We start from the raw sequence: 24773 nt of genomic DNA on the forward strand, positions 1-24773 counted from the left end.
AAGCGCAGTTACATGTTTCTGAAGCATTTTTTCAGTACATGATGAAATTGTTGACCAAAATTTTCATAGCACCACTTTTTAAGTTCAATGAGTTCTTCTTTTAAAAGATCCCTGGTGCTTTTTCTGAGTTCCTTTTCAAAAAGGTGCTGATCGAAGCTAACCTTTTGAAGGATCATTTTTTGGTATTCAAGCATAATAAACAGGGTTTAATTGTTTAAAAATTTCTGAAATTTTCAGCATAAGCTTACATCGTTTCAGATAGCTAAATTTATTAAATATTTATATTCAATACAAGTGCTGACGATTATTTAATCAATATTTTACTTGCTGTTAATGATTATATTCCTTATGTACATTACGAGAAAGGTTTCTTTTTATTGCCAACAATCTGCTTGTTTGTTTTTTAATAATTGTTCAACTTTTTCTTGGTAAAGTTACATGCTTTATTTGCCGTCAGTTACTCATACTCTTGATACAATTACACGCTCAGGGGGGATAATGTTTAACTTTTTTTTCAACTTTTTAGGTGCATCAGCAAAGCTTTGTTGTAACAGCTGTGTTTTTTTAATGTTTTTAGCGGTTTTGGGCTGGTTTTATTTGAAAAGATGTTGATTTGTAGTTGTTTCGGGTCTTTACAGATAAGCATGTCTAGGTTCAAAGAAGTTGTCTGAGCTTGATAAACATACTTGAATGCATCAGATTAAATAAAATTGTGTTCAATTTCTACCAAGAATTTTATTATTTTGCTTAATAGTTGTAAATGCGTTTATTGAAAAATGAGTAATACATACGGAAAGATTTTTAAAATAAGCACTTTCGGCGAGTCGCATGGAACTGCAGTAGGGGTATTGTTAGACGGTTGCCCCCCGGGTATTGAGGTTGATGCAGAATATATTCAGCAGGAGCTAGACAGAAGGAAGCCTGGGCAATCAAAAATTACCACCCAGCGTAAAGAGGGGGATGAAATAGAAATTCTTTCCGGTGTATTTGAGGGGCGCTCAACAGGCACTCCTATTGCCATGATGGTGTACAATGCCGATGCACGTAGCAAAGACTACTCCCACATTGCCGACAGGTACCGTCCTTCTCACGCTGATTATACCTATCAGGAAAAGTATGGTATAAGGGACTATAGAGGTGGAGGACGTAGCTCTGCCAGAGAAACCCTTGCCAGGGTCGCTGCTGGTGCTGTGGCTAAAAAAATGCTTGCTTCGCTAGGTGTAAATGTTCAGGCCTATGTTTCACAAGCTGGCCCTGTAAAGCTTGAAAAGGATTATAAAGTTTTAGACCTTTCTGCCACAGAGAATAACATAATTCGCTGCCCTGATCCTGAAACAGCGGAAAAAATGATTGCTTTTGTTGATGAAACCAGGAAAAACAGAGACACGGTTGGTGGTGTGGTTTCTTGTGTTATACAAGGTGCGCCAGTAGGCCTTGGGGAGCCGGTTTTTGATAAGTTGCATGCAGAACTGGGGAAGGCTATGTTGAGCATAAATGCGGTTAAAGGCTTTGAATATGGTAGTGGGTTTGATGGTGTGGAAATGTATGGTTCTCAGCATAATGATGCTTTTTATGTGGAAGAAGGCAAAGTAAAGACTAAAACTAATTATTCGGGAGGTATACAAGGAGGCATATCTAACGGTGAAGATATTTATTTTAGGGTAGCGTTCAAACCAGTCGCTACGCTTATGATGGATCAGGAGTCTGTTAATATCAACGGTGAAACGGTGACTGTTTCAGGCAAAGGGCGCCATGATCCTTGTGTCGTGCCTAGGGCCGTACCTATTGTAGAAGCGATGGCTGCTTTGGTCATAGCGGATTTTTACCTTCGCAACAAAGCAGTAAAAGTTAACGGCTGATTTTGCGTTTGCTGAAAAACATATCGCTGGCAGGCTGGATTATTATTGGGTTGGTCGTTGGGCTTCTATGGGGGTTTGTGGCTTCTTATATAGGTGCTGTTAACTTTACCCAGCAGTATATACAACCATTTGGTACTATATTTATCCGCCTGCTCCAAATGGTGGCGATCCCCTTGGTCGTGTCTTCGCTTATTACCGGTATTTCACGTTTGAAAGATATTTCTAAATTGAGCAGGATGGGCTTGAGAACCCTTTTGCTCTTTTTTATTACCGGTACTTTTTCTATTCTCTTAGGCTTGTCATTAGTTAATTTGACTAATCCGGGGCTTGCTTTACCAGACGAACTTAGGGAAAACCTTATGGAGCGGTATGGCGGGCCTGCTGATGATAAGGCTGAAGCAGCGCAAATGCTGCAAAGGCACCCGCTAACTCCACTTGTTGAAATGGTTCCCGATAACATCTTTGCAGCTATGTCTGATAATGGCCGTATGCTGCAAGTAGTCTTTGCCGCTCTATTGGCAGGGTTGGCACTTGTGCAGATACCGGCAGAAAAAGGGGCTGTTGTTATGCAGTTTTTTGAGGGTGCCAATGAGCTTTTAATTAAAATGGTTGGCTATATCATGTACTTTGCACCTTTTGGTGTTTTTGCGTTAATGTCTGCCATTATTACAGAAACTGCCGGTGACTTCCAATTGCTTCTGGCATTGCTGTATTACGCACTGACTGTTCTTGCCGGATTGGTTCTTATGTTGCTGGTTTTTTACCCACTGTTGTACATGAAATTGGGTGGCTTGAAGTATAAAGAGTTTTTTGTAGCAATGAGACCTGCATTGATTTTGGCATTTTCTACTAGTTCAAGTAGCGCCACTTTGCCTGTGACTATGACCAGGGTTGAGAAGAAGTTAGGAGTTGGTCCAGAGGTCGCAGGATTTGTCCTCCCTTTAGGCACTACCATTAATATGGATGGAACAGCTTTGTATCAAGCTGTTGCGGCTATTTTTATAGCGCAGGTGTTTGGATTCGACCTGAGCTTTGTTCAGCAAATGGTTATTGTTTTGACGGCCACACTTTCTGCTGTTGGCGCTGCTGGTGTTCCCGGTGCTGGAATGATAACCTTGGTAATTGTTCTTGAATCTGTTGGTGTGCCTGCGGCTGGTGTAGCCCTAATAATGGCCCCCGACCGAATATTGGATATGTGCAGAAGTATCGTCAATGTTTCTGGCGATGCTGTTGCTTCTATAGTCATGGACAGGTTTGAGAAAAAGGATGAGTAAGCAGTAGTGTTTGCTTGGGCTAAAATCAAATTGCCTCAAGAGTTGTATAACCTGAATTATGTTATAGATTTCTTTATTAGGAACAGAATAATCCTGAATCAGCACTTTTGAGGTTAGCGATACGGATAAGGCACAAATGGAGTGAAGCGACTAACTGTTTTGCTATGTAATAGAAAGTTCTATTGCATATTTCAGGTTTAACTTTGATTTTTTTGTTAAATTTATAGCTGAATATATAGCGGTAGCGCATTTAGAGAACAAAAAAATAACGCAATTTGTATAAGGGAAGTGGATGTACTATTCCTATGAGTTGGTTCCTAAGCCGGATAGAAAAGAAATTAAATAATTAATTATTTTATACAATGGAAAACGACAACAAGCAATATATAGAAATTTATACAGAGGCTAGTCCTAATCCAAACTCTCTGAAATTTGTAACTAATCAAATGTTGCTTCCAGAAGGTATTGCAGATTATGCCTCGGTAACGGAAGCCGAAAACTGCCCTTTGGCAATAGACCTTTTTAGGTTCTCTTTTGTAAAGAGGGTTTTCATCACCGCTAATTTTGTAACAGTTACTAAAGCAGAAGATATAGAATGGATCGAGGTAACACCTATGTTACGCGAATTGATAAGGGGATATCTGGAAGAGGGTAAGCCTTTGTTCAAGAAAGAAATTGAAATTAACAACGCTATTTCTAGTGATGATCCAGAAATCGTTCAAAAGATCAAGGTGTTATTGGATGAGTACATTCGTCCGGCGGTAGAGCAGGATGGAGGCGCTATTAGCTTCGGGTCATATGAAGATGGTGTCGTTAAGGTACTTTTGCAAGGATCTTGCAGTGGGTGCCCTTCCTCAACCGTAACGCTCAAGTCTGGTATTGAGAACTTGATGAAAAAAATGATTCCTGAAGTAAAAGAAGTAGTGGCGGAGAATTTATAATTTTATTTTCGCCACTTACTAAAAAAGCGCCTCACCCACCTTTTAAAACCGGGGCGTTTAATTATACTTTCTTTATCATTTGTCTCAGCCCCTATCAGATACGCATAGGGGTTGAGATATTCAATGTGTTGGAAAAGCACTTTTAGTATCCCCAGTAATGGTATAAACAATATCATTCCAGCTACTCCCCATAACAATCCTCCAATGATGAGAGCTACTATGGTGGCCATTGGGTTCAACCTTATTTTTCCTCCTGTAATGTTGGGTGTCAGAACATAACTTTCAATAAGTTGGACAACTACAAAAAATATCCCCACAGCAAACACGTACCAAATTGAGTCTTTTGAAAGGAACGCTATCACCATTGGGATTACGCTTCCTATTACTGAGCCGATGAAGGGTATAATATTTAATACAGCAGCAACGAGCCCTAGAAAAAAAGGGTGGGGGATGCCCATAAACCATAAGCCAATGGAGTTTACTATTGTCAATACCAAAACTACGATTAGGACACCGGCAAGGTAATCTTTGGTCATATTCGTAGTGTTCTTTATAATGTATAAAGTCCGTTCATGGTTTTCTTGCTTATTGATCATTAGCAAAAAACGCTGGTATTTGTCTCTATAAAACAGGAAAAAGAAAATATAGAACGTCATTATGGAAATGGTCATCAGGAAATTGCTGGTCATTAATATGGCACTCCTGAGCCAGGCGCCTGCTGATACTATCAAAGACTCTAACTCTGCTTGTAGGTATGCGGCTTGTTCCTCATGTGTAATTTGAAAGTTTTCGCTAATAAACTCCCTCAGGCTGAAAAACCTGTCTGCAATAGTAAATCGGTATAAGGCAAGATCGTCTGCAAACAATCGAATTTGAACACTGGTCATAAATATCAAAACGCCCAGTAGCGTCAATACGCCTATGAGGCAAAAGATGATGGATACTGCCCGGTTGATTCCTAAGCGCTCAAAAAAGTCTGCTAATGGTAGTAACAGCATAGCAATTAAGGCGGCTGCAAAAAAAGGAATTAGGAAACTTCTCGTAACATATAACCCTCCGATGAAAAGAAAAAGAAAAGCTAGTAGTAAGGTATATTTTTTCAGGATATCCTGTTCCATTATTAAGAAAAAAATTAACTTAAAAAGTCTGTCTAGTATAAACCACTGCCTTATAAAATAGTTTATGGCTCAAAATGGCAACTGATTATAATATACCATACAAACAAGAAAAAGTGAGCGGGGAGGTATAAAAAAGCCGGAATAGCCGGCTTTTTTCTTATTCCTGTGCTTCTTCTACACAGATTCCGAAAGATCGTACTCCTCTAAGAGGGTTCTCCCGCATAAACTGGTGTACATGCATATGGTATTTACCTTTATGGGGAAATTGGAAATCTTGGAGAACCAGAATCCTGTGGTCGTAATTATCAGATATGCCACTTCCGTAAGGTGCTCCTGTAGTCGGCCTGAACAAGTCCATGTTTTGAGGTTGTGGAGTCGTTGGTATTTTTTGACCTAGAGAATCTGTTAGGCTATGGCTAATATACAAATTGTAAAAAGGGTAATCTTCTGTATATCTGATATTATACAATATATTGTATTTTTTAGAAGGGTCTTTTATCTCAAAATTGAAAGATAAAGAGTCCTCTATACTCCAGGCATCTTCTGAAAGGTCTACATTAGTCTCGTAGATTCGGGAGGAGTCGCAGGCTGCCAATGATAGAGTGACTATCACTGCCAGCCCTGAAAGGATCCTTTTACTTATCCCTGACATTTTTTGTATCATTCTGTGGGGCTTTTCTTTTTTTTCTTTTTTTCTTTTTCTTCTTTCTGTTGAACTTGTCATCAAACCTGGAAAGATCACTCTGTTCTTTTTTGGTAGTTTCTTTTTCGTCCACCACATTAAGTTCGAGTGTAGCAGGCTTTTTGCCTTTTTTGTTCATTTCCAGAATCTGGTTGACCCGGTTTATAGGTACAGGATGCCAGATGGTTTCGTCATCATAGCCGAACCACATGATTTTCCTGAAAATATCAGTTTTTTGTAATACGGCTTTGCCTCTTTCTGTAAGCAAAGGGTCTTCCACTTCAGGAATGTCCTTTAGCGCATCCATATAGGTGTCTAACTCATAATTGAGGCAACACTTCAACCTGCCGCATTGACCAGAAAGCTTTGCAGGGTTCAGCGACAGGTTTTGATATCTGGCTGCAGAAGTTGAAACACTTTTGAAGTCAGTAAGCCAAGTAGAACAGCAAAGCTCTCTACCGCATGAACCAATCCCGCCAAGCCTACCAGCTTCTTGCCTGAGGCTTATTTGTTTCATTTCAATTCTGACTTTGAATTCAGAGGCCAGAATTTTGATCAGCTCTCTAAAGTCCACCCTGTCATCTGCAGAATAGTAGAAAGTAGCTTTGGTGCCATCTCCTTGAAACTCCACATCTGTCAACTTCATATCCAATTTTTGCTCTTGGATAATCTGTCGTGTACGGAATAAGGTAGGGGTTTCGCGGTTTTGGGACGATTCAAACTTTTCAACATCCTTTGGCGTTGCAATGCGATAAATTTTTTTAATATTATCGTCATCTGCAATGCTTTTCCTTTTCATCTGGAGCCTTACCAGTTCACCCGACATAGAAATATGTCCTAGGTGATGCCCCGCAGGCATTTCGACAATGACTGCGTCTCCTGTCGTAAGGTCCAGGTTGTCTACGTTTCTGAAAAACTCTTTTCGTCCTGCTTTAAACCTAACTTCTACTATATTAAATCGGCTGCCAACAATGTCAGCCTCCATATTACTTAGCCAATCAAAGCTGTTGAGTTTATTGCAACCGCCGGAACTACAGCCTCCTTTTTTACCACATCCAGTCTTGCCGTCAGTGCCGCATCCTCCTGATGTACAACTGCCACATGCCATGTATATATTTGATTTAAAAACAATAAATTATTTATGCCAGATTTTTTTTGAGTTAAAACCTTTTAAAAAAACTTATTCGGCGGCAGAAAGAGAAAGAAGGTCAAGCCCAATATCCTTTCGATAGTTTTTGCCTTTCCAGTCAATAATTTCTGCTGTTGCTTTGGCTTTCTCTAATGCTTGCTTCATATTATCGCCATAAGCCGTTACAGAAATGACTCTTCCGCCATTGGTAAGGACATCGTCGCCTGAAAGCTTGGTGCCTGCATGAAATACCAGCACATCTTTGTCAGTCACTTTGTCCAGTCCTTGTATTCTTCTGCCTTTTTCATAATCTCCTGGGTACCCTTCAGCCACAAGCATAACAGTACTTGCATGCCTTTCGTCAAATGCTACCTGTATATTATTAAGTGTTTTGTTGGCCATAGCTTTCAAAACCTCTACAAAGTCATTCTTTAACCTTGGAATGATCACTTCAGTTTCAGGATCCCCTAAACGGGCATTATATTCAATAACGTAAGGATCACCTTTAATATTCATTAATCCAAAGAAAATAAAGCCTGTGTAGTCAATACCTTCTTTCTTTAAACCTTCAACAGTAGGTTTTATTATTTTTTCCTCTACTTTATCGAGGAATTGCTGGTTGGCAAAAGGTACAGGGCTGACAGCGCCCATACCACCTGTATTGGGGCCGGTATCGCCTTCGCCAATTCGTTTATAGTCTTTGGCTGCTGGCAGAACAATATAATTGTCGCCGTCCGATAATATAAACACAGAAATTTCAATACCGTTCAGGAACTCCTCTATTACTACTTTACTACCTGCATTCCCAAACTTGCTTTCTAAGAGCATATCCTTTAGCGTAGCTTTGGCATCCTCTCTGGTTTCGGAGATAACAACGCCTTTCCCTGCTGCCAAACCATCCGCTTTTAGCACTATTGGCACACTATGGTTGTCAATATATTGTAAGCCCTCTTCAAGGTTTGCTGAGGTGAAAGTTTTGGATGCTGCGGTAGGGATGTTGTGCCTTGCCATAAAGTCTTTAGAGAAGTCTTTGCTCCCTTCAAGAATAGCCCCTTTTTTGTCAGGCCCTATAATGGCAATGTGCTTAAGGTCGTCTTTGCCCTTAAAGTAATCCTTGATACCTGCTACCAGAGGCACTTCCGGCCCCACCACTACCATTTCAATATTTTTTTCTTTACAAAAATTGCCTAGGGCTGAAAAATCTTCAACGCCAATGTTTACATTTTCCGCTAATAATGCAGTGCCAGCATTGCCTGGCGCCACATAAAGGTTCTTACATAAAGGGCTTTGTTTTATTTTCCAGGTAAGGGTGTGCTCTCTTCCTCCCGATCCTACTATTAATATGTTCATTCTTAAAAAACGTTGTTAGTGGTTAAAAAAATTGTCAGGAGAACTTTTCTAGTAAAGAAAAATTCTCCTGACAAAACTAAATAATTTATTTCTATATCATTAAAAAAACATTTCTGCCAAGACTTTTTACCTCGAAAGAGAAAAGTTTGGTTTTGCCAATTTTGGATAAAAAAGCTTGCATGTTAGTTTGCAATTTCGGACAAGAACTTGATCCTCATTAACCTGATTTCGTCTTCTGAATAATCGTCTTCTCCAAGTTCATTAATGGCTAAGCTGATGCTGTCGTTTTCAGCATTCATAAAATAGTCATACACTTCCTCTTGGCGGTCGTCATCCATTATTTGGTCAATGTAATAGTTAAGATTTAACTTGGTGCCAGAGTAGCAGATATGCTCAATTTCTTCTATAAGCTCTTGTATAGAAAGGCCTTTTGCCTCGGCAATTTCTTCCAGGTCTATTTTCCTGTCAATTTGCTGGATAATGAAAATCTTTATTTTAGACTTATTGACAGAAGATTTTACAACAACATCAGAGGCTGTAACAATGTCGTTTTCGTCAACATATTTTTTAATAAAGTCCAGAAATGGTTTGCCAAACTTGGTAACCTTGCCCATACCTACCCCGTTGATCTGTGCGAGTTCTTCTTTGTTGGTAGGGTATACAGTGGCCATTTCTTCCAAGGAAGGGTCTTGAAAAATAACATAAGGCGGCAATTCTTTTTCCTTGGCCAGCTTTTTTCTCAGTTTTTTCAATGCATCAAAAAGCGCCGGGTCATATGCCTTGCTGCTGGCTGCTTCCTTTTCTACGTCTTCCAAAGAAGCTTCCTCTGTATAGTCATGGTCTTTAGAAAGGGTGATAGGCTTTGGGTTTTCTATAAAATCAATCCCTTTGTCAGTCACTTTCAATACACCAAAGTTGTCCATATCCTTTTCCAGGTACTCGTCTAGCAATATCTGTCTGTATAGCGAGTGCCAGAATTCAGGTTCTTTGTCTTTTCCTTTGCCAAATACCTTTAGTTTATTGTGGTTATAGCTTTTGGTATATTCGTTTTCCTTGCCGGTAAGCACATCTGTAAGATGATTGATATCAAATCTTTCTTCTGTTTGTAGTACTGCATTAATAGCAAGAAGAACTTCTTCCATAGATTCAAATTTTTCCTTAGGTTTGGTGCAATTATCGCAAAATCCACAATCTTTTTCCAAGTGTTCGCCAAAATAATGTAACAGTTGTTTTCTTCTACAAACAGAAGATTCAGCGTATGACGCTATTTCCTGCAACAGGTGTTTGGCATTGTCCCTTTCGGTGACGGATTTATCTTTATTAAATTTTTCAAGCTTTTGCAGGTCTTCTTGACTATAAAACATCAAGCAGTTGCCTTCCAGTCCATCTCTTCCGGCACGTCCAGTCTCCTGGTAATACCCTTCTAAAGATTTAGGGGCATCATAATGTATAACAAAGCGTACATCAGGTTTGTCAATGCCCATACCAAAAGCAATGGTAGCCACAATAACCTCGGCATTTTCATTCAGGAAAGCATCTTGATTTCTCATCCTAACTGACGATTCGAGTCCTGCATGGTAAGGGAGTGCTTTGATATCATTTACTTTAAGAAGCTCTGCTATCTCCTCCACTTTTTTCCTGCTCAGACAATAAATAGGGTCTGCTGAAAAACTCAAATTTAACATATGTAAAAAACCGGCCCTGAGCGCTCGCCAGGCCGGTTTTTTATTGTCATCCTTTCAAATACGTCTTTCAGACCCCGAATTATGTTAAAAATTGACTTATGCCATGCTGAAAAACTCAGAAAATAGAGTGCCTGCCTGGTCAATTTGACCAGGTTGAGCACCAGGATTATTGAGGCGATCCACGTTTGGCTGGTATTCTTAAGTCTGGCACGGATACGGTTCATCCCATAGCTGTTTTTTGCTTGTCCAAACTTTCCTTCAACCGGATTCCTCTCTCCTGGACTTACGTGGTTTTCCACTGCCTTTGCGGATGGCCTGCCCAAAGGTTTGGCTGCCAGTTTTATTCCTTTTCCCTTCAACCACTTCCGGTTTTCACGGGTGCAGTAAATTTTGTCTGCCAGTACTTTGGCAGGATAAAAACCAAACCGTTTCCGATATTTTTCAACGTAATCAACAAGATGACTGCCCTCGTTAAAAGCCTCCCAGGACACAGTGTCCAGAAAGGAAAAACCATCCACCATGCTAAGGTGGATCTTGGCTCCAAATTCAGTTTTGGCTCGTGACTTTCCCCGTACAATAGGTCGCACATGAGGCTGATGGATACTAACAATCCGATCTGCTACATGGTGGCCCCGGTTCTTAAACATGCCAAGCTGTTGTTCATAAAGTGTCTGAATGACCCAGTATGACCGCTGTGTACGATGACACAAAGGAAAAACCTCAAAGCTGTCCAGCTGCTTTTCAATGGTCTTGAAGTTTCTTCTAAGGTATTGGAGCTGGGCTTTTATCCCTTTGCGAATTACTTTTCTTGATGGATTCTTGTTCTGGGCCACCTTCAGATAGGTTTTACGAGCTATTTTTCTGTAAGTCCTTGGTTTCTTCCCCTGGGTATTTTTACAATGAAGCTCATCTATGATCTGTTGGGTGATTTCCCTTGCTTTGTTCAGCAGCCCCAAATCGGTTGGGTAAATGATATCTTGAGGACAGGCAGTTGCGTCAAAGATTGCCTCTCCTTTGTTAGACTCTTGCCCACTGGCAAAGGAAGGAGGGTCATTTTTTCCTTTCGTAGTTTTGTCAACTTTTTTTGGGGCTTTTTCCATGTAAAACTCATGGATCCTTTCATTCATCGCATTGATAAGTTCCTGCCCCAACCGTTTTCTGATATCTACAAACAAAGATGGATCAAATGGAGGCTCCTTGATATAAGAACTGTACCCCAGAAAGTATTGCAGATACATGTTTTCGGTAATCTGGGCAACTGTCTCACGATCATCCAGGTTGAGGATATGCTTGATGATCACCACTCCAATCAGCACACGAGGGTTAAGCGCCGGTCTCCCTGTCTTTTTTGGAGGATTGCGTTTGTTGTAGAGATTGACAAGTTCATCCCATGGAATTTTGTTGCTGAGCAAAACCCACCGGTTGTTGGGGTCAAGCTGATTATGAAACGGTGTCTCGAAACCAATAATTGACAACTGGCTGGGACTTGAATATTCGCAGCGTGGTGCACGCCTTTTAGGGGTCTTCTGCATATTTCTTTGCACTTGGACTCCCTCAAATTCATAAAAATAGTTCTAAAATCCTCTTAATGCCGCTATTTTTTATTTCTAAGCAGACCCTAAATAATGCCCGCCTTACCTTTATTGTTTTTTAAAAAGCGGATTAATTGCTTTTTAGGTTCCTTTTTTGGCCTGATTTCATAGTAAAGGTTTTTCCTGTTGAAGGAAGATTTGAAAATGCAGGCATCCTCCATTTGCAGGTTTTTTTGGATATCTATCTGCACCTTAGGGGTAGCAGTGGCCGTAAGTGCTATAATGGGTAAAGAACCTATAGCCTCAATGATTGATTTTATTCGGCGGTATTCAGGTCTGAAGTCATGTCCCCACTCAGAGATACAATGGGCTTCGTCTATAGCTATAAAAGAAAGATTGGCTTTTTTTAGAAAAGTAATGTTTTCTTCTTTGGTTAGAGACTCAGGCGCAACGTACAGAAGTTTGATTTCCCCGCTAATGGTATCTCTTTTGACTTTGGTTGCTTCCGATTTTGTTAGTGTAGAGTTAAGGAATCGGGCATTAATACCGACAGCATTCAACTGGTCAACTTGATTTTTCATCAATGCGATCAGTGGTGATATGACAATCGCAGTTCCTTTCAGAAGAATGGCTGGCAGTTGGTAGCACAATGACTTGCCTGCTCCTGTAGGCATGATTACAAAAGTATTCTTGCCTGACAGTACATTGTTTATAATTGCCTCTTGATTTCCTCTGAACTGAGAATAACCAAAAACTTCTTTGAGCTTTCCGGTAACTTCTAATTCATTCTCGACTAACATTTCTATCTTAACAGATTTATTTTTTAAAATTTTATATTTGTGTCAGTATAAACCTAACACAAAGATATACCTTGAAATTAGCAAAAAATATTAATTTAATAGCAAGAAATGTTTTAATAAATGAAGCCGATGCTATCCGTAAGCTTGTAGAGTTTGTTGATGAGGATTTTGAAAGGTGTGTGGAAGCAATACTCAAATTAAAGGGAAGGGTGGTGGTAACTGGCATTGGTAAAAGTGCTATTATTGCAAGCAAGATTGTGGCAACATTGAATTCTACCGGAACTCCTGCCGTTTTCATGCATGCAGCAGACGCCATTCATGGAGATTTGGGGATGGTTTTAGAAGACGATATGGTTATCTGTATTTCCAAAAGTGGTAACACTTCTGAGATAAAAGTTTTGGTGCCTTTGATTAGAAGAACGAAGGCGAAAATGGTGGCTTTGGTGGGAAATAAAAATTCTTACCTTGCTAAAAATTCTGATTTTGTTTTAAATGCATCTGTAGAAAGGGAAGCTTGCCCGCATAACTTGGCGCCTACTACCAGTACTACGGCAGCGCTTGCGCTAGGAGATGCATTGGCTGTTTGCCTTATTGAAAGCCGTAATTTTACCAGCAGGGATTTTGCTACCTACCATCCGGGTGGGGCTTTAGGAAAAAAACTTTATCTGAAGGTTTCGGATATTTATCCTCAGCATGAACTGCCTTTGGTCAAAAGTCAAAGCTCGGTGAGGGATGTTATCGTTGAGATTAGCTCAAAAAGGCTTGGGGCGACAGCAGTCGTTGATGAAGAAGGGGAATTGTGCGGTATCATTACTGATGGTGACTTGAGAAGGATGCTCAACAAGTTTGAGGACATGGCTAATATTAAAGCGGTTGATATAATGACTGCCAATCCGCGTACTATTGAGCATGACGAATATGCGGTAAATGCATTAAATATGATGCAAGGCTCAAACATTACCCAACTTGTGGTAGTAAAAAATAGGAGGGTCGTTGGTTTTATTCATATTCATGACCTTCTGAAAGAAGGACTGATTTAAATTTTTATTTTAACTTTTTATAATCCTATGGGTAACAAAAATTATTATGCGGTCATCATGGCCGGTGGCATTGGCAGCCGGTTTTGGCCTTTCAGCAGGGAAAAGCATCCAAAGCAATTTCACGATGTCCTTGGTACTGGAAAATCCATGATTCAGCAAACAGTGGAACGCTTTGAGGGGGTTTGTCCACTGGAAAATATTTTTATAGTGACTAATAAAGCTTATGTTTCCCTTGTAAAGGAACAGTTGCCTTTTTTGTCCAAAGATCAAATTTTGGCTGAGCCAATTGGCAGAAACACGGCCCCTTGTATTGCTTATGCATGTTATAAAATACAAAAGAAAAACCCTGAGGCTAACGTGGTAGTGGCGCCTTCGGACCATGTTATATTAAAAGAAGAAGAGTTTAAAAGGAAGATTCTCTTTGCGCTGGAAGCTGCATCTGCATCTGACAATCTTATAACCTTGGGTATTAAACCGTCCAGGCCTGATACAGGCTATGGGTATATCCAATATATTAATGACAATTCAGAAGGGTTGAAAAAAGTTAAGACCTTTACTGAAAAGCCAGTGTTAGAGCTTGCGCAGAAGTTTTTGGAAAGTGGCGATTTTGTATGGAATGCTGGGATATTTGTCTGGAGTGTTAAAAATATCATTAATAGCTTTAGGACCCACATGTCTGAAATGGCAGATGTGTTTGAAGAAGGGGCCAAGTCATACTATACTGATCAGGAGGAAGTTTTTATCAATAGGGCATATTCTTTGTGTAAAAATATTTCTATTGATTATGGTATTATGGAAAAGGCTGAGAATGTGTATGTAGTTTTAAGTGATTTTGGATGGTCTGACCTAGGTACCTGGAAGTCGTTGTATGATATTTTAGATAAGAATGAAGACGGAAATGTTTTACAAGGTGATATCTTGACTTATGATACCAAAGATTGTATTGTAAAAACTCCATCTGACAAGCTTGTGGTCATAGATGGCTTGGAGGATTTTATTGTGGCTGAATATGATGGTGTACTTATGATTTGCCGTAAATCGGACGAGCAGCGGGTGAAAGACTTTGTGTCTGATGTAAAAGCTAGAAAAGATAAACGCTATATCTGATATGGGAGCGGTAAGGTTGATTTTTCCAGAAAAGTTAACCTTGCCGCCTTAACCCGAAAATAGTCTATCATACATTTTTACCTGCCCACGGGGTTCCTTTCTATACCTACTACTACTGATCCTTATGTTCCTCAAAGCCGTGAAGTTGTTTTTGGTACATGTCTCTGTAAAGCCCTTTTTTCTGAAGCAGCTCCTTATGTTTACCTTGTTCAACTATCTTGCCCTCACTCAAGACAATGATATTTTCAGCAAGCTTTACTGAAGATATCCTATGTGCTATGATAATAGTAGTTCGGTTTTTCATTACCTGCTTAATGGAGTTCAAGATTGTGTTTTCTGTTTTTGTGTCCACCGCAGAAAGGCAGTCGTCCAGGATCAGTATTTTAGGCTCTCTGGCAATGGCCCTAGCTATACTCAGCCTTTGCTTTTGACCACCAGATAAGGTAATTCCCCTTTCTCCCAAGACTGTTTCGAACTTTTTAGGAAACGCCTCGATGTTTGCAAGCAGGTCAGCTTGTTCAGCATATCGTACCACTTTGTTTTCAGGAAGCTGTCCAGCCCCAAAGGTAAGGTTGTTCCTTATCGAATCAGAAAATAGGAAAACATCTTGAGGAACATATCCAATGTGGCTACGCAAATGGCTAGGGTCATAATCTTTGCTATTGACCCCGTCTATCTCAATAGAACCTTTTGTAGGGTCGTACATTCTACAGATGAGGTTGGCTAGTGTAGTTTTCCCAGAGCCTGTTGCTCCAATAATGCCTATAGATGCACCGGGAGGTGTCTTGAAACTAATGTCAGTCAATGCTTTTATACCCGAGTCAGGGTATACGAAACTGACATTCTTAAATTCAATTCCTCCTTCTATTTCTTTTCGGATATTTTTTTTAGAGACAATATCTGTTTTGGTATTTAAAAACTCGTTGATTCGGGTTTGGGAAGCGGCGGCTCTTTGTATCAGGCTAGTGGTCCATCCAAGAGAGGCAAAAGGCCAAGTAAGTTTGTTGAGGTAGAAAATAAACTCTACAATATTTCCAAAAGATATTTCCTCGCCTATTACTTTTCTGCCCCCGACATAAATGATAATAATGGTACTGATACCTGTCAGCATCAACACCAGCGGATGAAAAAAAGCATGGACCCTGGCCAGCTCTAGCGAACGTTTTCTGTAATCATTGCTTATATCTATAAATCTTTCGGTACTGTTTTTTTCCCTTACAAATGCTTTGATTACCCTTATGCCTGAAAAAGCTTCTTGAACATAATTGCTCAGGGTAGAGAGGCTTTGTTGTATTTGGGTGGACTTCTTGTTTATGATGGTGCTAACATACCATATGCTCAAGGAAAGCAGCGGAAGCGGCAATAAGGCATATAAGGTCAGGCTGACATTGACAGAAAGCATGTAGCTTAAAATAATAAAAAAAAGAATGGTAAGGTTGATGCCATACATGAGGGCAGGGCCTAAATACATCCTGACATGGTTTACATCTTCCGAAATCCTGGCCATAAGGTCGCCAGTACTGTGCTTGCGGTAAAAAGTCAGCGGCAGTGTTTGATAGTGCGCGTATATTTCATTTTTTAAGTCATATTCAATATACCTGGAAACACCAATAATCAATTGGCGCTGGAAGTATAGAAAAATACCGCTGACAAGGGCTAGCCCTATGATGAGTAAACTGTAATTGGTAATGGAAGCATAAATGTCACTTTTCAGGGCTGCTTTGGCGTCCTCTTGCTCAACCTGTTGGTATTCTTGAAATGCAACTGACAGAAAATCTATAACTTCTCTTATGACAGGCCCTTGTACGGTGGCAAAAATATTGGCCAATATTACAAATACTACTCCAAGAAGAAGTCTTTTTTTGTATTTGTATAGATATTTATTTAAATAAGTTAATGAAGCCACGCTTTTGAATGAAATTTTTAATTCTGTCCCCGCTTAAATTGAAAAGGAGCCAAAAATACCTTAATATTGCCTTACTTAAAATCCGAAAGGTAAATTTATTTACTTTTAATTGGAGCTAAAGTTATAATGAAGATGTTCTTTACAGTTTTGAATCGGATACAGATCATATAAAAAGGGTAATGCTAAACAGAAGGTTATTAAGAATTAAAGTGATGCAGGCATTATATGCCTTAAAGCAGTCGGAGATTTCTAACTATCACAATGCGGCTGTGTATATAGATGAAGCTTATGCTCCAGACCTAAATGCAGCCGAAAGTCCAGACCTAAAAAAGCTTGAGGCAAATAAAAAAGTAGCAAAAGCCCTGTTTGAGCAAGCTTACAAATCAGGAAGTCCAGCAGCAGACAAAGAGAGTGAACATGTACTTGAAGTGGTGCATAATGCTATTGATCAATACTATAATTCTAACAAAAAAGATCAAAGACATTATTTAAGACTACTAAAAGAGGATACCGAAGATATTTATTCCAGATACATTGGCATACTTAACCTCATTATTGAGCTAGGTGATTATGCATTGGAATATGAAAACGAAAAAAAATCAAGATATCTAAAAAATGCCGGGAATGGTGTTTCCGGCAAGCTATTTGCGGAAAACAGTTTGCTGGGTATACTAAGAGGAAGTGCTGAACTGGAAAAAGAGCGGGCAAGGCGTAACATCAAATGGCCTTCCAGTTTTGTTAAAAAGTTTTACAAAGAAGCACTGCTTAAGGACGAAACATTCCTCGAATACTTGAATTCAGGCAGCTCCGATTTTGAAAAAGACAAAAAGGTTGTTGTTTATATAGCTAAAAACCTTATTTTTAAGAATAAAATTACCCGTGAATATTTTGAGGAGGAGGATATTAGCTGGGCAGAGAATAAAAGCATTATTAGCGGGTTGATAAACAAGACTTTTAAGGAAGTATCTTCCCCGGAAGACCAGCTTGAGTTGATTGAGCTGTCTCCAAACTGGGAAGAAGACAAAGAATTTTTTGTTGAACTTTTTGAAAGAACATTGAGTAATGAAGGTAGGTTAGAAGAAATAATCTCCGGGAAAGCAGAGAATTGGGATATTGAAAGGATTGCTTCTACTGACAATGTAATTCTTAAAATGGCGCTTGCGGAGATGTTATACTTCCCTAGCATTCCAGTCAAAGTTACCATCAATGAATATATAGAACTTTCAAAAATATACAGTACGCCCCGGAGCAAAAAGTTCATTAATGGATTGCTCGATAGTCTTGCCCTCGAATTGGGAGACAAAGGGTTGATCAGGAAAAGTGGAAGAGGTTTAATTGATAATAAATAAAAATTTTTTGGCCATGAGTAAAAGATCAGGGACATTATTAGCATTTCTTGCAGGCGCTACAGCAGGTGCGGCAGCAGGAATATTGTTCGCACCCGACAAAGGTAAAAATACACGAGACCGTTTAAGTTTTCAGGTAGAGCGATACCGGAAAAGGCTCGAAGAAATTGTTGATCAATTAATGGCTGAAAATGATCTGCCCCCTAGTGCTGCAAGGGAGGAAGGTCAGAAAATTATTAATGAAGCTAAGAAGCAGGCAGAAGCGCTTCTTAACGATGTAGAAAACCTGATTGATCAAATTAAAAACAAAAAAGAGCATGAGTAGGATAGTTACTTTGATGCCCGGAGATGGTATTGGTCCAGAGATTGTCGAATCTGTAAAAGAAATTTTTAGCGCGGCAGGCGTACCTATTGGCTGGGAGGAAGAAGATGCAGGGCAGGTCGCTTTGGACAAAAAAGGGGAGTTGATCCCAAAGTCTTTGTTGGAGTCTTTAGAGAGGAATAAAATAGGTCTTAAAGGCCCCATCTCTACTCCGGTTGGAAAAGGATTTAAAAGTGTCAATATTCAGTTAAGGCAATACTTTGACTTGCACGCTAATATCAGACCGTGCAAATCTATACCAGGATTGAAAACCAGGTTTGACAATGTTGACCTTGTCACTTTTAGGGAAAATACAGAAGGTCTTTATGCTGGACTAGAAATTTTTGACGAGCGTTTAGGTATTGCTGACTCTATTGGCAGAATTACTGTAAACGGTTGTGAAAGGTTGATTCGTTCTGCTTTTGAATATGCACAAAAGCATAAAAGAAAGCGTGTTACGTTAGTTCATAAAGCTAATATTTTGAAAATTGCAGGGGCAACTTTCTTGGACGCCGGAAAAAAAGTTGCAAAAGATTTCCCTGAAGTGGAACTAGATGACATAATAATTGATAATATGTGTATGCAGTTAGTATCAAGGCCTGAAAACTTTGATGTAATTGCTACTACTAATTTGTTTGGTGATATCCTTTCTGACCTGTGTGCAGGTTTGGTCGGAGGTTTAGGCATTACGCCAGGAGCTAATATGGGCAAAGATGTTGCTATCTTTGAAGCTGTGCATGGTTCTGCCCCTGATATAGCAGGGAAAGGCATTGCAAATCCAACGGCTTTGCTAAAATCAGGAATAATGATGCTTGAGCATCTTGAGTTGACTGAACATGCAAGCAAAATTTCTAAAGCTGTCGATATGGCACTGGCCAATGAAGAAACCAGAACCGGCGATTTAAAAGGAAAGGCTAATACTAAACAATTTACTTCGAACGTAATTGAAAATTTAAGTAAGGTTTAATTGCCATTGTTATGAAAAAAAGTATTCTTGTATTGTTTCTTGCGGCTTCTGTTGGTGTATTTTCTTCTTGTGAAAGCCCAGAAAAAGTAAATGAAGCTGGTGTTGTCTCTTTAGATTCTGAAAAGAAAAAAACAGAAGAAATGGGTACTACTGAAGTATCTTTCAAAGAAATGGAACATGATTTCGGTACCATTCTTGAAGGTGAAGTAGTAGGACATGTGTTTAAATTTACTAACACAGGTGACAAACCTTTAAGAATACTTGACGCTAAAGCCTCATGTGGCTGCACTGTACCGGAGTGGACTAAAGATCCAATAGCTCCGGGTGAAGAAGGAAAGCTCGAAGTTAAGTACAATAGCTCAGGAAAATCTGGTGTAATTGACAAGACTGTTACAGTTACTGCTAATACAGATCCTGCTGAAACCGTTTTGCACGTAAAAGCTAATGTAAGAAAACTTGACAGTTCTGCTGGTCCTGTTAGAAACTAATTTTATAAAAATAACCTTAACTAATTAATAAAAATGTTGAACTTGATTTTTTTGCAGGCTGATCCAGGTGGGGGAGGCATGAGTACTTTGATCCTTTTTGCAGCGATAATCGTGATATTTTACTTTTTCATGATTAGACCTCAACAAAAAAAACAGAAGGAGCAAAAAGCTTATAGAGAAGGCCTTAAAAAAGGCGATAGTGTCGTTACTATTGGTGGATTGCATGGACGGATTAGCAGCATAGAGTCTGATGATACCATCATACTTGAAGTGGACAAAGGGGTCAAACTGAAGTTTGAAAAGTCGTCTGTCTCTATGGAAGTCAGCAAAAAAGCACAGGATAGTAAATAATATTGGCATCAGATAACAAAAATATCTTTGGTATAAAAGCGGATTGGCAGGCAGTAGTACTTTGTGTACTCACTGCCTGCACTTTCTGGTTTTTTAGTGCAATGAACAAAGATATTACTGACAATATTACCTACCCTATTGAAATACATTATGAATCTGATCAGGTCATTCCTCTTGACAAGTTGCCTGATAGGGTCAAGGTAAATGCTACTGGCTACGGGTGGAAACTACTGAGAAAATCTCTTTCTTTCCATAATGGGCCAATTGTCATTAAACCCGAAAATCTTCCTGACCGGAATTATGTTACCTCCTCGCAAATTATGCCTGCCTTGAAACAGGAATTCGGCGATTTGAGGATAAACTATTTGGTTACTGATACGCTTTATTTTAATTTTGAAAGGAAAGCCTCAAAAGTTATCAGGATTAAGGCAGATAGCGTGGGCATACCCTTGGCAGCAGGATATAGAATGGTTTCTCCTATTGCTATAAGTCCTGATACAGTTTCTTTTAGAGGACCTGCATCTGTTATTGAGAATCTGCCTGATACCCTTAGGGTCACTATTCCTGGAAAAAATATTAAAGACAATTATTCTGAAAACATTAGGATTGAGCATGTTTTCAATAGCTTGGTCAAATATGAACCTAAGGAAGTTAAGGTACGCTTCAATACTTCTCTTTTTGTACAGGAAAGCAAACAGTTGCAAGTGAAAAGGTTGAATTTTCCTGGAGATACCTCTTGGATAGTGCCAGATAAAAAGGTGATATTGACCTATCATGTAAAGGATGAGCATAAAAACAAAGCTCGCGAAGAAGACTTTCGTATTGCTCTGAATTTTATAAAGCTTGACCTGAAAGATTCGACAATTGTTCCAGAGCTAGTGTCTGGGCCTGATTACATAAGTGATTTTTATTTTACACCATCTGCTGTAAAAGTTAAACATGTCAAGAAAACCTCTTAAAATTGGTATTACCGGTGGTATCGGTAGTGGGAAAACTACCGTATGTAAAATTTTTCAATTTTTAGGCATTCCTGTTTATAATGCTGATGAGCGTGCAAAATGGTTAATGCAACATGATGATAGCCTGAAAACAGCGCTGGCAGCAGAGTTCGGAAGTGCTATTTTCAATGATGGAGGTTCACTCGACCGGAAGGCGCTTGCAAGTATCGTGTTCAATAACCAAGAACAACTAGAAAAGCTTAATGCCATCGTACACCCTGCGGTAGGTAAAGATTTTGACCAATGGGCGGAAAGTTATCCCGATTCGCCTTATGTGTTGAAGGAAGCGGCCTTATTAATTGAATCTGGTTCATATAAGAAACTTTTTCGTACCATTATGGTGCATGCGCCGGAAGAAGTCCGTATGCAACGTGTCTTGGCGAGAGATTCTTTTAGGACTGAAGATGATGTTAAAAAGATTATGGAAAGCCAAATGCCTGAAAAGGAGAAGACTTCCAAATGTGATCATGTAATCTATAATGATGGAGTAAACATGGTTACTCCTCAGGTTATCAAATTGCACGAGCTTTTTATCTTGATTTACGAAAACCAACCTGCCGATAAGCAACAGTAGGTTATTTATTTTTGCGCCCAAAGGTCTTCTGAACGGTTTGAGTCTTATTTAAGTTTTCTTTATATAGAATGACTTAAAAAAGAAGAGGCATGAGGAATTTTGTAGTGGTTTACAGGTTTAGAGATCAGGAGGCGGAAAAGGCATTTACAAGGTTTCTAATAGACAAATACCCTGAACATAGGAAAGAAAAAAGCGATCTAACTTGCTATTTAGGTATTCCAGCAAGACACCCTGAAGAAGTTAATCAGCATGTAAACGAGGCGGTTGATAAAATCGACCGTAGTGAAGGTGATTATGTTGGGTTGTACTTTACTCGTGGAACGGGTTCTGGTAATGTTAAGCAGGAAATGCTATATGGGAATTCAAGCTATCTTGAGAATGATCTCGAAAAAGTTACTCGCAATTTCCACGATTTAACTGTTTTTGAATTGCTGGATGAAGACTACTTAAGAGAAAGAATGATAAGAAACTCTTCTTGATCTTTGCCAAATTCAGGATGTGTAAATTTTATTACACATCCTGAATATTACTTATAATAGTTTTCAGTAGCTTGGTTGGCAGGTCTTAATGCTCATCGTTTTCATGGCCATGGTTGTATTTTTGACAACATTGAGGTAGGTCGTCATGAGCTTCTTGGTCCATGTCAACTTCTTTTGTTTCATGGCCTCTATTGGCTACTGCGCTATGTAAAGTTTTTACGTCAATTTTTGTTGAATCGAAAGATACCGTTAGGTTTTTGGACTTTACATCCCAGTCTGCACTGGACACGCCAGGTATTTCTTTAATAGTAGATTCGATTCTTTTTTCGCACATGCCACAGTTTCCTCTAACATAGAAAGACTCTTCTGTTAATGCTGCTGAGTCACCACCACAAGAGAATAACATAGGAGAAAGTAAGGCTATGGCTGCAATTTTAATATTTTTTAGTTTCATACTCAGTTTACTATTTTACTTTAAACGAACAATTTAAAAAAATCAATTTATTAGTAAAAGACCTTTTTTATTTCTTTTATTGAGAGACCTGCTTCTGTATTATGTTTTAAAAGCGGGTTTATGCCTGCTGTGGCATAGGTTCCCAGTCTTAGCTGTTGGATGTTGTTGGCGTTAATGTTTGCTCCTTGTTGAATATTAATATATGCACCGTTTTCAACGATTAGCTTGCCTTTTTCTTTAATTTCTAGTGTAGCCCCTTTCTCAATATTTAAGGTAGAGCCTTTTTTGATGATAAGCTTTGCCTTGTTGTCTATTATCAAATGACTTCCTTCAGAAAGGGTCAATATACTAGGATTGGTAAAGTCTGGAAATTCTGTGCTTCCGTTTTCTAATACCTTTCCTTTTGTATGCCGGTCAGGGGTTCCACTTTTTTCAATCCGTAATTTTTTTCTCGGTTGTATGTGTAAGCTAGCATTTAAATTACCTTTTTCTGGTAGCAATAAATTTCCTGTGAACCTCTGGTTTTGAGTAATCGTGTTATCGTCAAACTTTATATCAACTTTTATACGTCCGTCCGGTAACTTGGGGTGTACATTTACTGACAGTGAGTGGAGAATGACTGGTTCTGATGTTTGAGATGCTTTATCATACCTCTGGAGGTTTACTATATGCGGATTGTGGCTAAGGCCTATTTTTTGTTCGTAACTTTTATTGCCAAAAGCCATGTTGATTCCAAGGTTGTCAAAAGTAAAAACGCCATCTCGCTTCCAAACTGGGGTGTGTTCGTTTGATTTACAGTCAGAATTTTGGCACCTATTATTGGTAAAGTCTCGATATACAATCTTAGACTCGTTACTGTCAAGGCCAAAGTCGTGCCGGATGAAGGTTATATGGTTATGTGCGCCAGTTGGATTGGGTGCCGCAATGCTGAAGTCTGCGACCATATTGTCCCAGATTTCCGGGGCTTTTTTATAGTCGTGGATTTTATAGTCATAGTTTCCTTCAGCGTGCATTGCCTTAATGCCATTGGCATAATCAGATGAAAGTGCTTTTATAAGCGTGTTTCGGGAATCGGTTAGATTTTCAACATACATTAGTAGGCCATGCTCCATTTTAGGAATATGGTTTTCATTGGCATCTTGAAGCAAATTGGTTCTTTGGTCAAAGATGTTTTCTCCTGTATGGTTTTCGAGCCACAAGTATTGGTCGTCTGTATAGGGGATCTTGATGCGCATGGCATCGCCCGTGTTCATGAAGTCATCTAGAATGTATGTGCCATTGTCAGAGATATCTTTTAGGTCTCTGTTTTTAGGCAAATCTATCCATCCATTGTACCAGCTTTCCCACGCATTTGGGGTGGAGGTGATTTCTCCAAATTTCATCATTCCCCAACCATTAGTGGCATGAAAATAGGAGCCGCAAACCCCATTGACCCCAAAAAGATGAGGGCAGTTGTAAAGGCTATGCGAAAGCTCATGAAGGAAAATCTGTTTTATTCCTGTCAGATTGAAAAGAGAACCATCTATTGTAAAACCGGACTTTGATGCTACTTTGTAAATGTTACTTGTGTCTTTGCTGTCCTGATTAAAAGTGTAATTAGAAGTAGAAGCATAGCCAGACAAACCAGGACGCCTCCATATGACTACAATGTAATCTATAATATTGTCGGGGTCTGAAGTGCTATTGTCAAAAGTAAACTGAGGGTTGTTGGTTCTGTTGTCGTATCTGCTCCAGTCGAAGTCTGGGTATTTTTCTTCAATAGCTTCAAAGACTTTTTTGTTATTAGGCCTATTCCCGTCAATGTTGATTCTTTCAGGAAATATGTCCGCTGTTACCCTAAAAGGTTTGCTGGAAGGGCTATTTCTTGATGACTGGTAGAAGAAATTAGAAATACTCAGGTCTTTTGCATCGGGTGAAAATTGGTCTGAGGTGCTATAAAAGAGTTCCTCAATTCCGTCGAAAGCCGATTGGCATGCAGGATTCTGACCATCTTCCTGAGGCCAGAAATTGTGATTGTATTCAGGACGGTCAGGGGCGCAGTCGTTTTCGAACCCCGCCAAAACCACAAGCATGTGTAGGTCTCCTGCAGGGGTAAAGGGGCCTCCATAAGGTGCATAGGTTTCCTCCTGTGCAAGTAAGCATGCTGCGGGCGATAGCAGTAAAAATATTAGAAGGAGCCAATTGTTCATGGGAGGTATTTATCAAAACATATTCCAACCTTGCTTGGAACAACGGGTAAAGTTTCAAAGTTCCTGATTGTTAATGTTATTTTTTTAGCTTTGTTTGTCATTGTAATTGGAGCTTATAACGGACTTGTTTTTGGGGGTTGTGT

The 24773-nt window shown here is 39.4% G+C and carries 22 protein-coding genes and 2 pseudogenes; 13 read left to right on the plus strand and 11 right to left on the minus strand.

Annotation, left to right across the window (positions count from 1 at the left end; all coding sequences use genetic code 11):
* Positions 1 to 8 precede the first annotated feature (8 nt).
* On the minus strand, positions 9 to 194 hold the full coding sequence (locus RCC89_06235; protein ID WMJ72763.1) for a hypothetical protein: 186 nt from the start codon (positions 192 to 194) through the stop codon (positions 9 to 11).
* Between the two features lie 582 nt (positions 195 to 776).
* Here RCC89_06235 and aroC point away from each other — a divergent pair.
* From aroC to RCC89_06250, 3 genes are all read left to right on the plus strand, one after another.
* Complete coding sequence (gene aroC, locus RCC89_06240; protein WMJ72764.1) at positions 777 to 1859, plus strand: chorismate synthase; 1083 nt, start codon at positions 777 to 779, stop codon at positions 1857 to 1859.
* Between the two features lie 8 nt (positions 1860 to 1867).
* Positions 1868 to 3133: a dicarboxylate/amino acid:cation symporter gene (locus RCC89_06245; protein ID WMJ72765.1), complete on the plus strand. Its 1266-nt coding sequence runs from the start codon at positions 1868 to 1870 to the stop codon at positions 3131 to 3133.
* 362 nt (positions 3134 to 3495) lie between these two features.
* A complete protein-coding gene (locus tag RCC89_06250) occupies positions 3496 to 4074 on the plus strand; it encodes a NifU family protein (GenBank protein ID WMJ72766.1) in 579 nt (192 codons plus the stop codon).
* A gap of 2 nt (positions 4075 to 4076) precedes the next feature.
* On the opposite strand, the gene RCC89_06255 is transcribed toward RCC89_06250, so the two are convergent.
* The 7 genes and pseudogenes from RCC89_06255 to RCC89_06285 all read right to left on the minus strand — a co-directional run bounded on the left by RCC89_06255 (position 4077) and on the right by RCC89_06285 (position 12370).
* A complete protein-coding gene (locus RCC89_06255) occupies positions 4077 to 5192 on the minus strand; it encodes an AI-2E family transporter (protein ID WMJ72767.1) in 1116 nt (371 codons plus the stop codon).
* Between the two features lie 157 nt (positions 5193 to 5349).
* Positions 5350 to 5844: a gliding motility lipoprotein GldH gene (locus tag RCC89_06260; protein ID WMJ72768.1), complete on the minus strand. Its 495-nt coding sequence runs from the start codon at positions 5842 to 5844 to the stop codon at positions 5350 to 5352.
* On the minus strand, positions 5828 to 6982 hold the full coding sequence (ricT, locus tag RCC89_06265; protein WMJ72769.1) for a regulatory iron-sulfur-containing complex subunit RicT: 1155 nt from the start codon (positions 6980 to 6982) through the stop codon (positions 5828 to 5830). The genes RCC89_06260 and ricT overlap by 17 nt, the downstream gene beginning before the upstream one ends.
* 72 nt (positions 6983 to 7054) lie before the next feature.
* On the minus strand, positions 7055 to 8353 hold the full coding sequence (gene purD, locus RCC89_06270) for a phosphoribosylamine--glycine ligase (GenBank protein ID WMJ72770.1): 1299 nt from the start codon (positions 8351 to 8353) through the stop codon (positions 7055 to 7057).
* Between the two features lie 182 nt (positions 8354 to 8535).
* A pseudogene (locus RCC89_06275) lies at positions 8536 to 10008 on the minus strand (RecQ family ATP-dependent DNA helicase).
* A gap of 23 nt (positions 10009 to 10031) precedes the next feature.
* A complete protein-coding gene (locus RCC89_06280; protein WMJ72771.1) occupies positions 10032 to 11570 on the minus strand; it encodes an IS5 family transposase in 1539 nt (512 codons plus the stop codon).
* Positions 11571 to 11659: 89 nt separating this feature from the next.
* Positions 11660 to 12370 (minus strand): annotated as a pseudogene (locus tag RCC89_06285) (RecQ family ATP-dependent DNA helicase).
* A 71-nt stretch (positions 12371 to 12441) separates the two neighbouring features.
* On the opposite strand from RCC89_06285, the gene RCC89_06290 reads away from it, so the two are divergent.
* Both RCC89_06290 and RCC89_06295 read left to right on the plus strand, forming a co-directional pair.
* Positions 12442 to 13410 carry a KpsF/GutQ family sugar-phosphate isomerase gene (locus RCC89_06290; protein WMJ72772.1) on the plus strand — a complete coding sequence of 323 codons (969 nt, stop codon included), beginning with the start codon at positions 12442 to 12444 and terminating at the stop codon, positions 13408 to 13410.
* Between the two features lie 27 nt (positions 13411 to 13437).
* Complete coding sequence (locus RCC89_06295) at positions 13438 to 14517, plus strand: mannose-1-phosphate guanylyltransferase (GenBank protein ID WMJ72773.1); 1080 nt, start codon at positions 13438 to 13440, stop codon at positions 14515 to 14517.
* Between the two features lie 112 nt (positions 14518 to 14629).
* Here the strand turns inward: RCC89_06295 and RCC89_06300 are convergent, their stop codons facing one another.
* Positions 14630 to 16423, minus strand: a complete 1794-nt coding sequence (locus RCC89_06300; GenBank protein ID WMJ72774.1) for an ABC transporter ATP-binding protein — start codon at positions 16421 to 16423, stop codon at positions 14630 to 14632.
* 179 nt (positions 16424 to 16602) lie between these two features.
* On the opposite strand from RCC89_06300, the gene nusB reads away from it, so the two are divergent.
* From nusB to RCC89_06340, 8 genes are all read left to right on the plus strand, one after another.
* Positions 16603 to 17772, plus strand: coding sequence for a transcription antitermination factor NusB (nusB, locus tag RCC89_06305; protein ID WMJ72775.1), 1170 nt, complete (start codon positions 16603 to 16605; stop codon positions 17770 to 17772).
* 13 nt (positions 17773 to 17785) lie between these two features.
* Positions 17786 to 18094 (plus strand): YtxH domain-containing protein, encoded by a 309-nt coding sequence (locus tag RCC89_06310; protein WMJ72776.1) that lies wholly within the window; start codon positions 17786 to 17788, stop codon positions 18092 to 18094.
* Positions 18087 to 19097: an isocitrate/isopropylmalate family dehydrogenase gene (locus tag RCC89_06315; GenBank protein ID WMJ72777.1), complete on the plus strand. Its 1011-nt coding sequence runs from the start codon at positions 18087 to 18089 to the stop codon at positions 19095 to 19097. Before RCC89_06310 ends, RCC89_06315 begins: the two co-directional genes overlap by 8 nt.
* Positions 19098 to 19108: 11 nt before the next feature.
* Complete coding sequence (locus RCC89_06320) at positions 19109 to 19585, plus strand: DUF1573 domain-containing protein (GenBank protein WMJ72778.1); 477 nt, start codon at positions 19109 to 19111, stop codon at positions 19583 to 19585.
* A 33-nt stretch (positions 19586 to 19618) separates the two neighbouring features.
* Positions 19619 to 19936, plus strand: a complete 318-nt coding sequence (gene yajC, locus RCC89_06325; GenBank protein WMJ72779.1) for a preprotein translocase subunit YajC — start codon at positions 19619 to 19621, stop codon at positions 19934 to 19936.
* Positions 19937 to 20037: 101 nt separating this feature from the next.
* The gene (locus tag RCC89_06330; GenBank protein ID WMJ72780.1) at positions 20038 to 20895 is read left to right on the plus strand and encodes a hypothetical protein; all 858 of its coding nucleotides are present in this window, start codon (positions 20038 to 20040) and stop codon (positions 20893 to 20895) included.
* On the plus strand, positions 20876 to 21508 hold the full coding sequence (gene coaE, locus RCC89_06335; GenBank protein ID WMJ72781.1) for a dephospho-CoA kinase: 633 nt from the start codon (positions 20876 to 20878) through the stop codon (positions 21506 to 21508). Before RCC89_06330 ends, coaE begins: the two co-directional genes overlap by 20 nt.
* An 89-nt stretch (positions 21509 to 21597) precedes the next feature.
* Complete coding sequence (locus RCC89_06340) at positions 21598 to 21987, plus strand: hypothetical protein (GenBank protein ID WMJ72782.1); 390 nt, start codon at positions 21598 to 21600, stop codon at positions 21985 to 21987.
* An 85-nt stretch (positions 21988 to 22072) separates the two neighbouring features.
* Here RCC89_06340 and RCC89_06345 read toward each other — a convergent pair whose 3' ends face one another.
* Positions 22073 to 22441, minus strand: a complete 369-nt coding sequence (locus RCC89_06345) for a heavy-metal-associated domain-containing protein (GenBank protein ID WMJ72783.1) — start codon at positions 22439 to 22441, stop codon at positions 22073 to 22075.
* A 50-nt stretch (positions 22442 to 22491) separates the two neighbouring features.
* The gene (locus RCC89_06350; GenBank protein WMJ72784.1) at positions 22492 to 24630 is read right to left on the minus strand and encodes a hypothetical protein; all 2139 of its coding nucleotides are present in this window, start codon (positions 24628 to 24630) and stop codon (positions 22492 to 22494) included.
* Positions 24631 to 24773 lie beyond the last annotated feature (143 nt).

This window comes from Cytophagaceae bacterium ABcell3 (genome assembly GCA_030913385.1).
Lineage (GTDB): Bacteria > Bacteroidota > Bacteroidia > Cytophagales > Cytophagaceae > ABcell3.

What these genes read in the sequence shown, in the direction of transcription:
- RCC89_06310 (WMJ72776.1), top strand. Translation starts at nt 17,786, where the DNA reads ATGAGTAAAAGATCAGGGACATTATTAGCATTTCTTGCAGGCGCTACA.
- nusB (WMJ72775.1), top strand. Translation starts at nt 16,603, where the DNA reads ATGCTAAACAGAAGGTTATTAAGAATTAAAGTGATGCAGGCATTATAT.
- RCC89_06255 (WMJ72767.1), bottom strand. Translation starts at nt 5,192, where the DNA reads ATGGAACAGGATATCCTGAAAAAATATACCTTACTACTAGCTTTTCTT.
- RCC89_06345 (WMJ72783.1), bottom strand. Translation starts at nt 22,441, where the DNA reads ATGAAACTAAAAAATATTAAAATTGCAGCCATAGCCTTACTTTCTCCT.
- RCC89_06250 (WMJ72766.1), top strand. Translation starts at nt 3,496, where the DNA reads ATGGAAAACGACAACAAGCAATATATAGAAATTTATACAGAGGCTAGT.
- RCC89_06330 (WMJ72780.1), top strand. Translation starts at nt 20,038, where the DNA reads ATGAACAAAGATATTACTGACAATATTACCTACCCTATTGAAATACAT.
- aroC (WMJ72764.1), top strand. Translation starts at nt 777, where the DNA reads ATGAGTAATACATACGGAAAGATTTTTAAAATAAGCACTTTCGGCGAG.
- RCC89_06315 (WMJ72777.1), top strand. Translation starts at nt 18,087, where the DNA reads ATGAGTAGGATAGTTACTTTGATGCCCGGAGATGGTATTGGTCCAGAG.
- RCC89_06235 (WMJ72763.1), bottom strand. Translation starts at nt 194, where the DNA reads ATGCTTGAATACCAAAAAATGATCCTTCAAAAGGTTAGCTTCGATCAG.
- coaE (WMJ72781.1), top strand. Translation starts at nt 20,876, where the DNA reads ATGTCAAGAAAACCTCTTAAAATTGGTATTACCGGTGGTATCGGTAGT.
- ricT (WMJ72769.1), bottom strand. Translation starts at nt 6,982, where the DNA reads ATGGCATGTGGCAGTTGTACATCAGGAGGATGCGGCACTGACGGCAAG.
- RCC89_06340 (WMJ72782.1), top strand. Translation starts at nt 21,598, where the DNA reads ATGAGGAATTTTGTAGTGGTTTACAGGTTTAGAGATCAGGAGGCGGAA.
- RCC89_06295 (WMJ72773.1), top strand. Translation starts at nt 13,438, where the DNA reads ATGGGTAACAAAAATTATTATGCGGTCATCATGGCCGGTGGCATTGGC.
- RCC89_06350 (WMJ72784.1), bottom strand. Translation starts at nt 24,630, where the DNA reads ATGAACAATTGGCTCCTTCTAATATTTTTACTGCTATCGCCCGCAGCA.
- purD (WMJ72770.1), bottom strand. Translation starts at nt 8,353, where the DNA reads ATGAACATATTAATAGTAGGATCGGGAGGAAGAGAGCACACCCTTACC.
- yajC (WMJ72779.1), top strand. Translation starts at nt 19,619, where the DNA reads ATGTTGAACTTGATTTTTTTGCAGGCTGATCCAGGTGGGGGAGGCATG.
- RCC89_06320 (WMJ72778.1), top strand. Translation starts at nt 19,109, where the DNA reads ATGAAAAAAAGTATTCTTGTATTGTTTCTTGCGGCTTCTGTTGGTGTA.
- RCC89_06260 (WMJ72768.1), bottom strand. Translation starts at nt 5,844, where the DNA reads ATGTCAGGGATAAGTAAAAGGATCCTTTCAGGGCTGGCAGTGATAGTC.
- RCC89_06280 (WMJ72771.1), bottom strand. Translation starts at nt 11,570, where the DNA reads ATGCAGAAGACCCCTAAAAGGCGTGCACCACGCTGCGAATATTCAAGT.